The following is a 14,157-nucleotide window of genomic DNA, read 5'->3' as shown; positions in this document are numbered from 1 at the left end:
CCGGCCCTGCCGGGCCGGTCAGTCGAGCGCGACATACCAGGCATTCTTGACCCGGATCAGCGTGACGGTGTCGATCACCGGATCGATCACCCCGGTGATGTCCTCGGTGGAGACCGTGGCCTTGTCGCCCTCGACGCTGGCCGAGGTGACCTCGGCCTGCTTCAGGTTGGCCAGCCGCTCCCCACCCCCGCGGGTGGTGAAGTTGCCATCGATCATGCTCAGGCACTGCCGGTAGGCAGGCGTGTTCCTCTTGATCGGAACGCCTTTCCAGTCCGCACTCAGCTGGCACGCCCGCGGCGCGTCTCCGGCGCCGACCGCCCGGAGCCACGCCTGGGCGACCTCGTCCGGGCCTGACGGACCGAAGCACCCGGTGAGGGCCGCAAGCGGGACCAGCAGGGCGCAGGTCGCGCTCTTCTTCATCGTGGTGCCCCTCATTTCGGGATGGAGATGTCCATGGTGGCCCGATTGGGCGCAGCGAAGTCCCAGTCGTTCGGGTATCCCGAGGCCCGACCTCTGGGGCGCCATCCGAACTGACCGTTCGCGAAGTCCTCGGGGACGTCGAAGGTGTAGCGCGCACCGTCCTTGTCGATGGTCTTCGCACCCTGGTCCTTACCGCCCAACGACAGGACGGCACTGTTGCCGGCATCGATCCGGTAGGAGGAGCAGGAGTAACCGAGCGGCTTCTTCTCGAACTCGACGGTCAACCATGCCCGCCCGGGTTGGGCCCAGTTCGCGTACGGGTCGAAACCGGACAGCGAGACGCTCTGCACCCGAACAGCGGTCGCGGTGCAGTCGCTGCGGTAACTGTCCTTCGGTGCCGTGATCGCTCCCGGGTCGAGTGTTGCTCCGCCACTCTGGGTGAAGTTCGTCCGGGAGTAGTCCACCGCGCTCACCGACGACTTCACCTCGCCGCTGGCCAGGTCCAGGGCCTGTTCCGACCCGTTCACCGATGCCGTGAGCGATGGTTGCTGCTGAGCGTCGTGCATCACCAGCAGAACCTGGTCGATCGGCGCGAATTCCTTGCAGGGAAAGGTCTTGGAGCCGTAGTAGGACTCGCTGCTGCCGCAGGCGACCGTGAAGGTGTCGACCCCGGCACCGGAGCTCGGCGTCGGCCACGGGCTCGCCGAGGACGCCGGGGCCCGTTTGACCGGGAGTTTGCGTCCCCCGATCGTGACCCCGAGCGCGCTGCTGGCATCCGAGGACGCCTTGGGCACCTCCACCGGCTCTCCATGTCCGGTGGTCGGGCCCACCTTGACCCGCCAGGCCTGCAGCTTCTGCCCGGCGCCGACCCGGTATTCGGGCGCGACACCCTCGGACTTCGGCGGTTCGAGGACGGTCAGCACCTCACCGGGGATCCGGTCGAGATCGGCCATCGCGCTCACCTCGATCGTGGCGGCGGGGGTGATCAACCGGTGCGGTTTGGGCAGATCGGTGAAGTTCACCTGGGCGAGCGCCTCCGGGGCGACCATCGCCGAGACGTTCTTGGCGGTGCTCTCCGGGGCGAGCGGATCGGGTACCGAATCCTCGGCAGCAGGGGTCTTCCCGTCAGGGCGGACCAGCAGCGCGGTGTCGGTCGATTCCAACCCGCCCAGTGGGGACCCGACGACGGCGGTCACCTCCTTGCCGGACTGCTTGAAGGTCAGGTCCATGCTCAGCCAGGCCTGGTCGGGAGGTTGCCCGAGCCACCGATAGGGACCGCAGGAGATCCGGTCTTCAACCTCTTTCGACTTCGCGTCGGGGCGAACGTAATAGCACCGACTGTCCGGGGATTGGGTGACCAGTTGCTGGTCGATCTGATACTTGAACAGCTTCTTTGTGGCGTCTTCACCCTGGCGTAGCGGTTCCGCCGCATCCTTGATGGACAGGCCCGATTTCTGCAGGGCGGGGGTGACGCAACCAGCGAGACCGATCGCGAGGCAGACGGCCGGAATGCACAGGATACGAAGGGATCGCTCCATTGTGGCGCCTCCTGAATTGGGGGTGAGGTGGTACCAATTCGGAGTCTGGCACAGCAGTCAGAGCGCGCCAATGGAATTCAAGAAAATGACCTCAAAGTCAGAGGTCTGATCTGCCACTGCCCGAGTATTTATTGGGAGTCCAACCAATTGTATTTCACCAAATGATGGGCCCGCCGAGGCCGTCCGATTCAGCGGCCCGGCACCTCTCGACACGCAGACCCGGCGCCGCTTCGCTGCACCGGGTCTGCCGCTCGAGGTTGCGTGGCTCAGCTCGCGCGGTTGACCGCGGCGCAGACGGCCTCGAGAGAGGCGTTGATGATGTTGGCGTCGATGCCGACCCCCCACACCACCTGGGCGTCGTCACCCTCACCGACCTCGCACTCGACGTACGCCGCCGCCTTCGCGTCACCGCCGGCCGAGAGCGCGTGCTCGCTGTAGTCCAGCACCCGCACCGTGAAGCCCAGGGAGGAGATCCCGTCGACGAAGGCGGAGAGCGGGCCATTGCCCTCCCCGTCGACCTGCTTCTCCTCGCCGCGTACGGTCACGGTCGCGTCGATCCTGGTGGTGCCGTTGTTCTCCGAGCGGGCCCGCTCCAGCTTCAGCGGCCCGGGCTTGTTCAGGTATTCGTCGGAGAAGATCTGCCAGATCACCTCACCCGGCACCTCCCCGCCCTCGGTGTCGGTGTGCGACTGCACCACCCGCGCGAACTCGATCTGCAGCCGGCGCGGCAGATCCATCCGGTACTCCGACTTCATGATGTAGGCCATTCCGCCCTTGCCGGACTGCGAATTCACCCGGATCACGGCCTCGTAGGTGCGGCCGACATCGTGCGGATCGATCGGCAGGTACGGCGCCTCCCAGTCGATCTCGTGCAGATCCCTGCCCTCGTCCTTCGCCTTCTTCTCCAGGGCTTCCAGGCCCTTCTTGATCGCATCCTGGTGCGACCCGGAGAACGCGGTGTAGACCAGATCACCGGCGTAGGGGTGCCGCGGGTGCACCGGCAGGTTGGTGCAGTACTCGACGGTCCGGCGTACCTCGTCGATGTCGGACAGGTCGACCTGCGGGTCGATGCCCTGGCTGAACAGGTTCATCGCCAGCGTGACCAGGTCGACATTGCCGGTCCGCTCACCGTGTCCGAACAGGCAACCCTCGACCCGGTCCGCACCGGCCATCAGGGCCAGCTCGGTGGCGGCCACCGCCGTCCCGCGGTCGTTGTGCGGGTGCAGCGAGACGACCGCGTTCTCCCGGTCGCGGATGTTGCGGATGAAGTATTCGATCTGGTCGGCATAGGTGTTCGGGGTGGACATCTCCACCGTCGCCGGCAGGTTGAAGATGATCTCGCGATCCGCATCGGGCTGCCAGACATCGGCCACCGCGTTGCACACCTCGACGGCGTAATCGGTGGGCGTCTGGGTGAAGATCTCCGGCGAGTACTGGTAGCCGAACTCCACATCGCCGAGCAGCTCCTCGGCGTACTTCACCACCATCTCGGTGCCACGACGGGCCAGCGCGATGCACTCGGCCTCGTCGATGTGGAAGACCACCCGGCGGAACAGTTCGGCGGTGGCGTTGTAGAGGTGCACGTTGGCGCGCTTGGCGCCGATCAGGGACTGCACGGTGCGCTCGATCAGATCCTCCCGGGCCTGGGTCAGCACCGAGATGTGCACGTCGTCGGGGATCGCGTCGGACTCGATCAGCTGCCGGACGAAGTCGAAGTCGGTCTGCGAGGCCGAGGGGAAACCGATCTCGATCTCCTTGTAACCCATCGCCACCAGCATGTCGAACATCCGGCGCTTGCGGGCTGGGGTCATCGGGTCGATCAGCGCCTGGTTGCCGTCGCGCAGATCGGTCGACAACCAGCGCGGCGCCTGGGTGATCTTGTTGTTCGGCCAGGTCCGGTCGGCTACCTCGACGGGCTGGAAGGCGCGGTAGCGGCCGAACGGCATCGGGCTGGGCTGCTGGACGGGCTTGGGCTGGTTACGGGTGCCGTGGGTGCTCATGGTTCTGGTGTCCTCGCTGTCTGATGGGAGTCGGCGGGGAGGCGCGCAGAGACTCCGCAGCGAGGAGGCCGCCCCTCAGCTGGCCTCGCTGCGGCACCGGAGGAGGAGAACCCGCCATGCCACGCGAACACTGTAGCCCACGGCGAACCTCATGGGGACACCCTGGTCCGGAGAGCGGACCACAGCCCCTGGATCAGCAGTACGCCACCGCCGGCGACTCCGGCGATCAGACCGGTCCAGCCGCGCAGCGGGCTGAACGCCAGCAGCAGCCCGGACAGTCCGCAACCCAGCGCCAGGATGCCCGCATTCGCCGCCGCAGAAGAGATCCAGGACTCCCCCAGCCGCCAGACGAGGACGCCGAGCAGCGCCACACCGATGGCGACCAGGGCCTGTTCCGGGGCGCCCAGGGCACCCAGGGTGAACACGCCGCCGAGCAGCAGCACCAGCGCGACCACGACCAGGACCCAGTCCCGGGTCCGGGCGCGACGCGGGTCGGGCGCCCGCTGGGAGAGCAGGATGGCGGCCAGCACGGCGGCGAACCAGACCAGGAAGCCGACCACCCGCACGATGCCGCTGGTCTGGCTCGTCAGCGGCCAGCCAAGGGTCGCCTGCAGCATCGCCAGCCCGAGCGAGGCCGGCAACAGGGCTCTGAGCAGCACGATCCGGGTCATCGGCACCCACTGTATGAGTGATCGCCGAGGAAGTCGGGGAAGCGATCGCGAATCAACCGAGCAGCACCGCGTAGGCGTACCGGATGTGCTGCTCGACCAGATCGGCGGCGCGGTCGGCCAGCCCGGCCGCGATCGCATCACGGATCTCCTGATGCTGATACTGCAGGTCGGCCCGGAAGGCCGCCCAATCGCTCATCCGCGCCGAGGAGTCCAGGATCGGTTGGCGCACCGACTCGCGGACGGCCGCGGTGAGGTCGGTGATCAGCGTCATCCCACCCAGGCGGGCCAGCTGCACGTGGAAGTCGTTGTCGAGGCCGTTGAAATCGGGGAGTTCGATGCCGGGGTCACCCATCTGCCCCAGCAACCGGTCGACCTCGGCGAGGGCCGCCGGTGTCGCGCGCTGGGCGGCCAGCGCGACGGCCGAGCGTTCCAGCGCCACCCGGAGCTCCACCACCTCATCGATCGGGAAGCGGGCCAGCGCGACCTGCAGCCGCAGCAACCGGGCGAGCGCGCGGGAGCGCTGGTCGGTGACCCTGGTCCCTCCACCGGGGCCGACCCCGACCCCGGAGCTGAGCACGCCCTGCGCCTCCAGCGCCCGGATCGCCTCCCGCGCGGCGGACCGGCTGACGCGCAGGCTGGCGGCCAGTTCCCGCTCCGGCGGCAGCAGGGAGCCGACCTGCAGGCGGCCGGCGATGATCTCATCCTCGATGTGGCGAAGCACCACCTCATACGCCTTGCGACCACCCCGTTCCGGTACGGGGGTGGGGTCACTGACCGTGGCCGGCACGGCACTCCTCCATGCTTGACGTACTGATGGCGGGGAGTCTAGCGTCTGCCTCAACGCTATTGGTCGGACCAAGCAGATCCGTGCGCCACTACTCCGGGATGCCGCCATGACAGAGATGACAACGAGTGGGACGATTTCCTCACCGGGCAAGGGAATCCGGGTGGCCCTGTTCGCCACCTGCATCAACGACACGATGTATCCGCAGACCGCCCGGGCGGTGGTCACCCTGCTGGAGCGGCTGGGCTGCAGCGTCGATTTCCCGATGACCCAGACCTGCTGCGGGCAGCCGTTCACCAACACCGGTTACTTCGACGAGGCGATGGGCAGCGTACGCACCTTCGTCGACTCGTTCGCCGACTACGACCATGTGGTGGTGCCCTCGGGGTCCTGTGCGGGATCGGTACGCACCCAGCACGCGATGCTCGCCCGCCGCGCCGGTGACCAGGGCCTGTCGGCCGCGGTCGAGGAGGTGGCGCCGCGGACCCGGGAACTGTCGGAGTTCCTGGTCGACGTGCTCGGCGTGACCGATGTCGGCGCCTATTTCCCGCACCGGGTCACCTACCACCCGACCTGTCATTCGCTGCGCGTGGTGCGCGTCGGGGACCGGCCGTTGCGGTTGCTGCAGGCCGTCCGGGGGCTGACCCTGCTGCCGTTGGCCGGTGCCGAGGAGTGCTGCGGTTTCGGTGGCACCTTCGCGGTCAAGAACGCCGACATCTCGGTGTCGATGGGTGGTGACAAGGTGCGCCACACCCTCGACACCGGTGCGGAATATCTGGTCGCCGGTGACAACTCCTGCCTCACCCATCTGGGCGGGCTGCTGTCCCGCCAGCAGACCGGCGTCCGACCGATCCATCTGGCCGAGATCCTGGCGAGCACCGAGGAGGATCGATGAGTCACCCCGCCACCGCCGGTACGCCGCAGCCGCCGGCCCGGCGTACTCCCGCGCCGCCGACCGACACCTTCCTCGGGATGCCGAAATTCCCCACCGGGGCACGGAAAGCGCTCGGCAACAGTCAGCTCCGTGCGAATCTGCGGCACGCCACCACCACGATCCGGGACAAGCGCGCCCGGGTGGTCGGTGAGGTCGATGAGTGGGAGCAGTTGCGGATCGCCGGTGCCGCGATCAAGGACCGCACGCTGCGGCACCTGGACCGGTATCTGGAGCAGCTGGAGGAATCGCTGACCCGGGCCGGTGCCACCGTGCACTGGGCCGTCGATGCCGATGAGGCGAACCGGATCGTGATCGAGCTGACCCGCGCGGCCGGGGCCGACGAGGTGGTCAAGGTCAAGTCGATGGCCACCCAGGAGATCGGGTTGAACGAGGCGCTCGAGGAGGCCGGGATCGCCGCCTGGGAGACCGATCTGGCCGAGTTGATCGTGCAGCTCGGCCACGACCACCCCTCGCACATCCTGGTCCCGGCCATCCACCGCAACCGGGCCGAGGTGCGCGAGATCTTCCGCACCGAGATGGGGCGCTACGGTGCCGCCGCACCGGATGATCTGAGCGATGCACCGGTGGAGCTGGCGGCCGCCGCCCGGATCCATCTCCGGGAGAAGTTCCTGCGCGCCGAGGTGGCGATCTCGGGCGCCAACTTCGCGGTCGCGGAGACCGGATCGCTGGTGGTGGTGGAATCTGAGGGCAACGGCCGGATGTGCCTGACCCTGCCGAAGACGCTGATCTCGGTGGTCGGCATCGAGAAGGTGGTGCCCACGGTCGAGGATCTGGAGGTGTTCCTGCGGTTGCTGCCCCGCTCCTCCACCGGTGAGCGGATGAACCCCTACACCTCGATGTGGACCGGCAGCAGTGCCGGGGACGGTCCACAGGACGTGCACGTGGTGCTGATCGACAACGGGCGCACCAATGCGCTCGCCGACGAGCTCGGTCGGCAGGCGCTGCGCTGCATCCGCTGCTCGGCCTGCCTGAACATCTGCCCCGTCTACGAACGCGTCGGCGGGCATGCCTACGGGTCGGTCTATCCCGGGCCGATCGGCGCGGTGCTCACCCCGCAGCTGCGGGGTACGACCAGTGACCTCGATGCCTCACTCCCCTACGCCAGTTCGCTGTGCGGGGCGTGTTACGAGGTGTGCCCGGTGCGGATCGAGATCCCGGAACTGCTGGTGGAGTTGCGGAATCGGGTCACCGAGACCCATCCGGATGTGGCCGAGCGCGCCGCGATGAAGGCAGCCGATTGGCTGTTCTCCGATCACACCAATCTGGAGAAGGGACAGGCCGCCGCAGGGTTGGCCGGCCGCCTGTTCGGCAAGCGGGCCCGGATCGGCGCGATACCGCTGCCGATCGCCTCGGCGTGGAGCAACGCCCGCGACATCCCGGTCCCGCCGAAGGAATCCTTCCGGCAGTGGTGGCGCCGGAACCGCGAGAGTGACGAGCAGGGCGAGGGGCAGGCATGAGCGCACGCGAACAGATCCTGGCCAGGGTCCGGCTGGCCATCGGCGACGTCGAGAATGCCGATCCGGTGGGCGATGTCGAGGTGCCGTGGAACTACGGCCGACCGACCGCGATGGATGACGTGCTCGGCCGGTTCACCGAACGTGTCGAGGACTATCGCGCCGAGGTCGTGCGCTGTCCCGCCCAGGAGATCGGTCAGCGGATCGCTGCCGCCCTGCAGGCCGCCGGGGCGAGCCGGATCGCCGCCCCCGAGGCACTGGATTCGGTGTGGCTGCAGGAGATCCGGGATGCCGGGATCGAGATCGTCACCGATCCGGCCGACTCCGGACCGCTGCCGGCGCGGCAGTTGGACGGGCTCGACGGCGTGGTTTCGGCGGCCGCTGTCGGGATCGCCGAGACCGGCACGGTCGTGCTCGATCACCGCCCCGACCAGGGTCGCCGGGCATTGACCCTGGTACCCGACCTGCACGTCTGCGTGGTGCGGGTCGACCAGGTGGTCTCCGATGTCCCGGAGGCGGTGGCTCGGCTCGCCGACTCGGTACGCCAGGGGTTGCCGCTGACCTGGATCAGCGGCCCGAGCGCCACCTCCGACATCGAACTCGACCGGGTCGAAGGTGTCCACGGCCCGCGCACCCTGGTGGTCATCCTCGCCGGCTGACCCCCACCCACGTTCTTCGAGCAGGTCGCGGCGACCCCACCCGCGTTCTTCGAGTAGGTCGCGCAGCGACCGTGTCGAGAAGAACCACCAGCACGAGCAGACTCATCTCGACACGCGACCCATTGCTCCGCTCCGCTCCGCATGGCTCGCTACTCGATGAGCGTGGGTGGGATGAGCGTTCAGTCGGTACCGGACTCCATCGCGGCGCGATCGAGCAGCTCCTGGTCGTCGTCGGGGCCCTGGCCGCCGGCGATCGCCTTGGCACCGCCGGCGTCCAGCTCGCCGACGAGCTCGGCGGTCGCGCCACCGACGATTCCCATCTGGGCATAGGATTCCAGCCGCGCCCGGGAGTCGGCGATGTCGAGGTTGCGCATCGTCAGCTGACCGATCCGATCCTCCGGGCCGAACGCCGCGTCGCCGACCCGCTCCATCGACAGCTTGTCGGGGTGATAGCTCAGCCCCGGGCCGGAGGTGGCGACGAACTGGTAATCATCGCCGCGCCGCAGGCGTACCGTCACCTCACCGGTCACCGCCGAGCCGACCCAGCGCACCAACGACTCGCGCAGCATCAGCGACTGCGGATCCATCCAGCGACCCTCATACATCAACCGACCGAGCCGCCGCCCCTCGGTGTGGTAGTTGGAGATCGTGTCCTCGTTGTGGATCGCGTTCAACAGCCGTTCGTAACCGATGTGCAGCAGCGCCATCCCCGGCGCCTCATAGATGCCGCGCGACTTGGCCTCGATGATCCGGTTCTCGATCTGGTCGGAGACCCCGAGCCCGTGCCGGCCGCCGATCTCGTTGGCCTTCATCACCAGGCCGACCGGATCGTTGCGGAAGTCCTGGCCGTTGATGGCGACCGGACGGCCCTGCTCGAAGCTCAGCGTGACCTCTTCGGTGTCGATCTGCACGTCATCGCGCCAGGAGGCGACGCCCATGATCGGCACGACGATGTCCAACCCGGTGTCCAGCCGCTCCAGGTGCTTCGCCTCATGCGTCGCACCCCAGATGTTGGCGTCGGTGGAGTAGGCCTTCTCCTTGGAATCGCGGTAGGGCAGCTCGCGTTCGGTGAGCCACTGGCTCATCTCGTCGCGGCCGCCGAGCTCGTTGACGAAGTCGGTGTCCAGCCAGGGCTTGTAGATCCGCAGGTTCGGATTGGCCATCAGGCCGTAGCGGTAGAACCGCTCGATGTCGTTGCCCTTGTAGGTCGACCCGTCGCCCCAGATGTCGACGCCGTCCTCCTTCATCGCCCGCACCAGCAGCATGCCGGTGACCGCGCGGCCCAAGGGGGTGGTGTTGAAGTAGGTCTTGCCGGCGGTGCGGATGTGGAAGGCACCGCACATCAGCGCGACCAGCCCCTCCTCGACCAGTGCCTCGCGGCAGTCGACCAGCCGGGAGATCTCGGCGCCGTACTCCTTGGCGCGGCCCGGGACCGAGGCGATGTCCGGTTCGTCGTACTGGCCGATGTCGGCGGTGTAGGTGCAGGGCACCGCGCCCTTCTCACGCATCCAGGCAACGGCAACAGAGGTGTCGAGACCACCGGAGAAGGCGATCCCGACGCGCTCACCGACGGGCAACGAGGTCAGAACTTTGGACATGCCCCCGAGCTTAACGCATAGTTATTCCATCTGTCGAATGATCATTGATCGACCTCCTGCTGGCCCCGCTCGAAGTAGTCGATCAGCTCCGCCGGCAGTGCCGGCACCGACAGTGCCGACCCGTCGCCGCGCAGTGATTCGGTCGCCCGCACACCGGCCGCGACGGCCTCCCGCGCGGCGATCGGCGAGGTGTCGGTACGCCCGCCCTCGCGTACGAATCGCAGGAATTCTCGCACCAGCAGGGAATCCGCACCGCCGTGCCCACCGTCACCGTCGGGGATCTCGAAGGTCTCGTCGGGTTCGGCCCAGCCGCGATGCCGCCGATTCCACAGTCCGACGGTCTCCCCCGAACCGTCGCCGAAGTTCTCGATCCGCCCCTCGGTCCCGATCACGGTGTAGTTGCGCCAGTAGTCCGGGGTGAAGTGACACTGCTCGTAACTGGCGAAGACGCCGTTGGCAAGACGCAGGTTGACCTGGGCGATGTCCTCCACGTCGATCGTCGGATGCAACCCGGTGAGCGAGTGCGGGGGCCAGTTGTCGAGCGAGAACCAGTCGGGCATCCGCTCCTCCGACCGATCCCGCCGGTCGGTGATCTCGCCGTAGACGACGTTGTCGCCCATCGCCGCCACCGACCGCGTGTACGCCCCCGCGAGCCAGTGGATCACATCGAGGTCGTGCGCGCCCTTCTGCAGCAGCAGCGAGGTGGTGCGGCGCCGGTCGGCGTGCCAGTCGGTGAAGTAGAAGTCACCGCCATGGCCGACGAAGTGCCGGCACCAGACCGCCTTCACCGTCCCGATCCGACCCTCGTCGATCAACCGCTTGAGCAACGTGATCACCGGCATGTGCCGCATGTTGTGCCCCACGTAGAGGCGACTGCCGGTGCGGCGGGCTGTGGTCAGCATCCGGTCGCAGTCGGCGATGGTGATGGCCAGCGGCTTCTCGGTGAACACCGCGACACCGGCCTCCAGCGCGTCGATGACCGGGTCGGTGTGCGCATCGTCGGGGGTGAAGACCATCACCGCGTCGAGTTCTGCGGCGAGCAGTTCGGCGCGGTCGGCGGTCACCAGGGCATCGGGGTACGCCTCCCGTGCGGCCTGCTGGCCGCGCTCGCTCGGGTCGCAGACCGCGATCACCGTGGCATCGTTTCCCGAGCGCTGCAGTTCGCGGGCCAGCCGCGCCCGCGCCCCGTATCCGATCAATCCGATTCGCAAGGACATGGAGACTTCTTCTTCCGTCGTCTTCTGGTGGGTGGACAGTTCCGCCGTCAGCGCGTCATGCCGGTCGATCCCCCGGGCCGCAGGCGCCAGGGGAACTCGTGCACGATCCCCTCGCCGCGCGGGATCGGGGCGGCATCGGCGGCGGCCAGCAGGATCTCCGCCTGCCTGGCGTACAGATCATCCGGTCCGGCGGTGGTCAGGGTCGGTGTCGACTGGTCGGCCTGGGGGCTGTGCCCCAACCCGGTGATCAGGACGTCCTTGCCGACCACCAGCCCCAGGACCTGGGCGGCCTGCATCGCGGCGAGGGCGACGAAGTCGGTGATGCAGAACAACCCACGCGGCGGCTTCGGCCCCTGCAGCAACCGCACCGTGGTCTCGAAGGCGCCCGTCGGCGTACCGTCGAAGATCGTCAACGATCGCTTGCGAAGCAGCCGCGCGGCGACGGCGTCCACATACGGCCGCACCCTGCTGGTCGGTGAATCGAGCTGATCGAGGTGTCTCTGAGTGGTGAGACAGGCCACGTCGTCGGTGAGTCCGATCAGATGGGACAGCACCAGTTGGGCACCCGGCCGCGCCAAGGACCTGATCACATCGAAACCGTCGGGTTCCAGTTCTTCGGAGAAGACCAGCAGCCGCTGACCGCGGTCCACGAGCTCGCCGAGCAGTCGGCGGTGATCGGGGACCGTCTCCGGACTGTCGATGTAGGCGACATCCGGATCCATCCGGCCGATGGCCTCCGCCCAGTCGCCATCGGCCAGGATCAACGGGGTCTGCCCGGCGGCCCGACTGCGCGCACTGATCGCCTCACTGACCGCGAGCGACCAGGGATCGGTGAGCATCTGCAGCGAGATCAGCACGACCTGGGTGCGGCCGGTACGCATCGCCTGCGCTGCCTGGCTGGGCCGGTATCCCACCTCGCGCACCGCGGCCAGCACCCGCGCCGCGGTGGCTTCCGGAATCCCCTGTTTTCCATGCAGCACATAGGAAACGGTGGCTGTGGACACGCCCGCGACGGCGGCGACGGTTCGGATCGTGGGTCGCCGGTTCGATTCATTGCTCACCGGCGCACCTCAGCCCTTGCCGCCGGTGAAGGCGATGCCCTCGATGAACTGACGCTGCAACACGATGAACACGATGATCATCGGGATGGTGGCTACCAGCGAACCGGCCATCAGCAGCGGATAGTTGGTCATGTGCAGACCGACCAACTGGGTGAGCCCCACCGACAGCGGCATCCGCGAGGCGTCGGTGGTGATGATGAGCGGCCACAACAGTTCGTTCCAGGACCAGAGCACGGTGAAGACGGTGAGCGCGACGATGCCGGGTCGCGCCAGGGGCAGCATCACGCGGGCGAAGATCTGCCACTGGTTGGCGCCGTCCAGGCGAGCGGCTTCCTCCAACTCGACCGGTAGGGATTTGAAGAACTGGCGCATCAGGAAGGTGCCGAAGGCGGAGAAGATGCCCGGTGCCATCACCCCCTGCAGCGTGTTCACCCAACCCAGCGACTGGATGATCTCGTACTGCGGCAGCAGGAACAGCTGACTCGGAACCATCAGCACCGACAGGAACGCCACGAACAGGACGTTACGCCCCGGGAACGCGATGCGGGCGAACGCATAACCGGCCATCGTGCACAGCACCACCTGCCCAATGGTTCGCCCCACGGTGAGGATGGTCGAGTTGAGGAACATCTGTCCGAGCGGCAGCACTTCGAACGCCTGCACGAAGTTGCCGGGTTCCCACTGGGTCGGCAACCAGCGGATGGGCACCGCGGTCGCGTCGGCGTAGGTCTTGAAGGCCGTCGACAGCTGCCACAGGAACGGAAAGACCATCACCACCGCACCGAGCAGCAGGACCAGGTGCACCACGATCGGCTGCCGCCGACGGCTGTCGGCCCTGGTCTTCGGCCGGGGTTCGGCCATCGGTCCGGGACCGGCCACGAGGTCACTCATAGTGCACCCACCTCCGCTGCATCACGAATTGGACCACCGTCAACAGCAGGATGATGAGCAGCAGCACGAAGGCGATGGCGGCCGCTCCGCCCTGATCCGATCTCACGAAACCGGCCTCGTAGAAGAGATAGACGACGGTCTTCACCCGGGGCATCGCGGGGTTGTAGAGACCCATCATCACGAACACCAGGTCGAACACCTGCAAGGAGTTGATCACGGTGATCACCGAGACGAAGAAGACGCTCGGCGAGATCAGCGGCACGGTGACATGCCAGAACCGACGGACCGGGCCGGCGCCATCGAGCTCGGCGGCCTCCATCATCCCCCGCGGCACCCCTTGCAGGCCCGCGAGAAAGATCACGATGTTGGTGCCCAGGGCCGCCCAGATGCCCACGATCGAGATGGCCACCAGGGCGGTGTCGGGATCGGTGAGCCAACTTCTGCCCTCGATGCCGAAGACACCCAGGAGCTGATTGGCGACACCGAAGTCACCGTTGTAGATCATCCGCCACACGATCGACACGGCCGCCGGCATCGTCACCACAGGAAGGAAATAGAGCACCCGATAGACTCCGCGGCCACGCAGTCCACTGGTGTTCAGCAGGGCCGCGATGACCAGCGCGAGCGGGATCCCGAGCAGCGAGATCGCGGTGTAGATCCCGGTATTGATCATCGCCTGGCCGAGCGCCGGATCGGCGAACAGCTTCGCGTAGTTCTCCAGACCGACGAACGTCGTTCCGCCGAACACCCCCGCCTCGTTGAAGGACAGATAGAGGGTGCGGACGGCCGGCCACAGATAGAACACCGCCAGTCCGGAGAACATCGGTCCGACGAACAGCACCGCCCACCAGGCCGAGGGCCGGGTAGCGGATCGCCGCCGGCGCGCCGACCTTGACGCTGTCCGGGAGG

At 67.5% G+C, this 14,157-nt stretch carries 13 protein-coding genes; 3 read left to right on the top strand and 10 right to left on the bottom strand.

Features of this window, described 5'->3' with window-relative positions:
• Positions 1–18 precede the first annotated feature (18 nt).
• From C8D81_RS01095 to C8D81_RS01075, 5 genes are all read right to left on the bottom strand, one after another.
• A complete protein-coding gene (locus tag C8D81_RS01095) occupies positions 19–420 on the bottom strand; it encodes a nuclear transport factor 2 family protein (RefSeq protein ID WP_133625389.1) in 402 nt (133 codons plus the stop codon).
• An 11-nt stretch (positions 421–431) separates the two neighbouring features.
• On the bottom strand, positions 432–1,958 hold the full coding sequence (locus tag C8D81_RS01090; RefSeq protein ID WP_133625388.1) for a hypothetical protein: 1,527 nt from the start codon (positions 1,956–1,958) through the stop codon (positions 432–434).
• A 266-nt stretch (positions 1,959–2,224) separates the two neighbouring features.
• Entirely contained in the window at positions 2,225–3,958 is a 1,734-nt protein-coding gene (leuA, locus tag C8D81_RS01085) for a 2-isopropylmalate synthase (RefSeq protein ID WP_133625387.1), read from the bottom strand.
• A 149-nt stretch (positions 3,959–4,107) separates the two neighbouring features.
• Positions 4,108–4,629 carry a hypothetical protein gene (locus C8D81_RS01080; protein WP_133625386.1) on the bottom strand — a complete coding sequence of 174 codons (522 nt, stop codon included), beginning with the start codon at positions 4,627–4,629 and terminating at the stop codon, positions 4,108–4,110.
• A gap of 52 nt (positions 4,630–4,681) precedes the next feature.
• Positions 4,682–5,416, bottom strand: a complete 735-nt coding sequence (locus C8D81_RS01075) for a FadR/GntR family transcriptional regulator (RefSeq protein WP_229118180.1) — start codon at positions 5,414–5,416, stop codon at positions 4,682–4,684.
• A gap of 106 nt (positions 5,417–5,522) precedes the next feature.
• On the opposite strand from C8D81_RS01075, the gene C8D81_RS01070 reads away from it, so the two are divergent.
• The 3 genes from C8D81_RS01070 to C8D81_RS01060 are packed head-to-tail and all read left to right on the top strand — an operon-like array spanning position 5,523 to position 8,481.
• Positions 5,523–6,308 carry a (Fe-S)-binding protein gene (locus C8D81_RS01070; protein WP_094404190.1) on the top strand — a complete coding sequence of 262 codons (786 nt, stop codon included), beginning with the start codon at positions 5,523–5,525 and terminating at the stop codon, positions 6,306–6,308.
• Positions 6,305–7,825: a LutB/LldF family L-lactate oxidation iron-sulfur protein gene (locus C8D81_RS01065; RefSeq protein WP_133625384.1), complete on the top strand. Its 1,521-nt coding sequence runs from the start codon at positions 6,305–6,307 to the stop codon at positions 7,823–7,825. The genes C8D81_RS01070 and C8D81_RS01065 overlap by 4 nt, the downstream gene beginning before the upstream one ends.
• Positions 7,822–8,481 carry a LutC/YkgG family protein gene (locus tag C8D81_RS01060; protein ID WP_133625383.1) on the top strand — a complete coding sequence of 220 codons (660 nt, stop codon included), beginning with the start codon at positions 7,822–7,824 and terminating at the stop codon, positions 8,479–8,481. Before C8D81_RS01065 ends, C8D81_RS01060 begins: the two co-directional genes overlap by 4 nt.
• 179 nt (positions 8,482–8,660) lie before the next feature.
• On the opposite strand, the gene argG is transcribed toward C8D81_RS01060, so the two are convergent.
• Genes argG through C8D81_RS01035 form a run of 5 tightly spaced genes read right to left on the bottom strand, consistent with a single transcriptional unit; the run spans position 8,661 to position 14,089 of the window.
• A complete protein-coding gene (gene argG / locus C8D81_RS01055; RefSeq protein ID WP_094404193.1) occupies positions 8,661–10,079 on the bottom strand; it encodes an argininosuccinate synthase in 1,419 nt (472 codons plus the stop codon).
• A 41-nt stretch (positions 10,080–10,120) separates the two neighbouring features.
• Complete coding sequence (locus C8D81_RS01050) at positions 10,121–11,296, bottom strand: Gfo/Idh/MocA family protein (protein WP_133625382.1); 1,176 nt, start codon at positions 11,294–11,296, stop codon at positions 10,121–10,123.
• Positions 11,297–11,343: 47 nt separating this feature from the next.
• Positions 11,344–12,357 carry a LacI family DNA-binding transcriptional regulator gene (locus tag C8D81_RS01045; protein WP_094404195.1) on the bottom strand — a complete coding sequence of 338 codons (1,014 nt, stop codon included), beginning with the start codon at positions 12,355–12,357 and terminating at the stop codon, positions 11,344–11,346.
• Positions 12,358–12,366: 9 nt separating this feature from the next.
• Complete coding sequence (locus tag C8D81_RS01040; protein ID WP_229118181.1) at positions 12,367–13,248, bottom strand: carbohydrate ABC transporter permease; 882 nt, start codon at positions 13,246–13,248, stop codon at positions 12,367–12,369.
• Complete coding sequence (locus C8D81_RS01035) at positions 13,241–14,089, bottom strand: carbohydrate ABC transporter permease (RefSeq protein ID WP_229118935.1); 849 nt, start codon at positions 14,087–14,089, stop codon at positions 13,241–13,243. The genes C8D81_RS01040 and C8D81_RS01035 overlap by 8 nt, the downstream gene beginning before the upstream one ends.
• Positions 14,090–14,157: the final 68 nt, after the last annotated feature.

Origin of the sequence: Enemella evansiae, from assembly GCF_004362375.1 — a bacterium.
GTDB lineage: Bacteria > Actinomycetota > Actinomycetes > Propionibacteriales > Propionibacteriaceae > Enemella > Enemella evansiae.
This window is presented reverse-complemented; position numbering and strand designations above follow the sequence as displayed.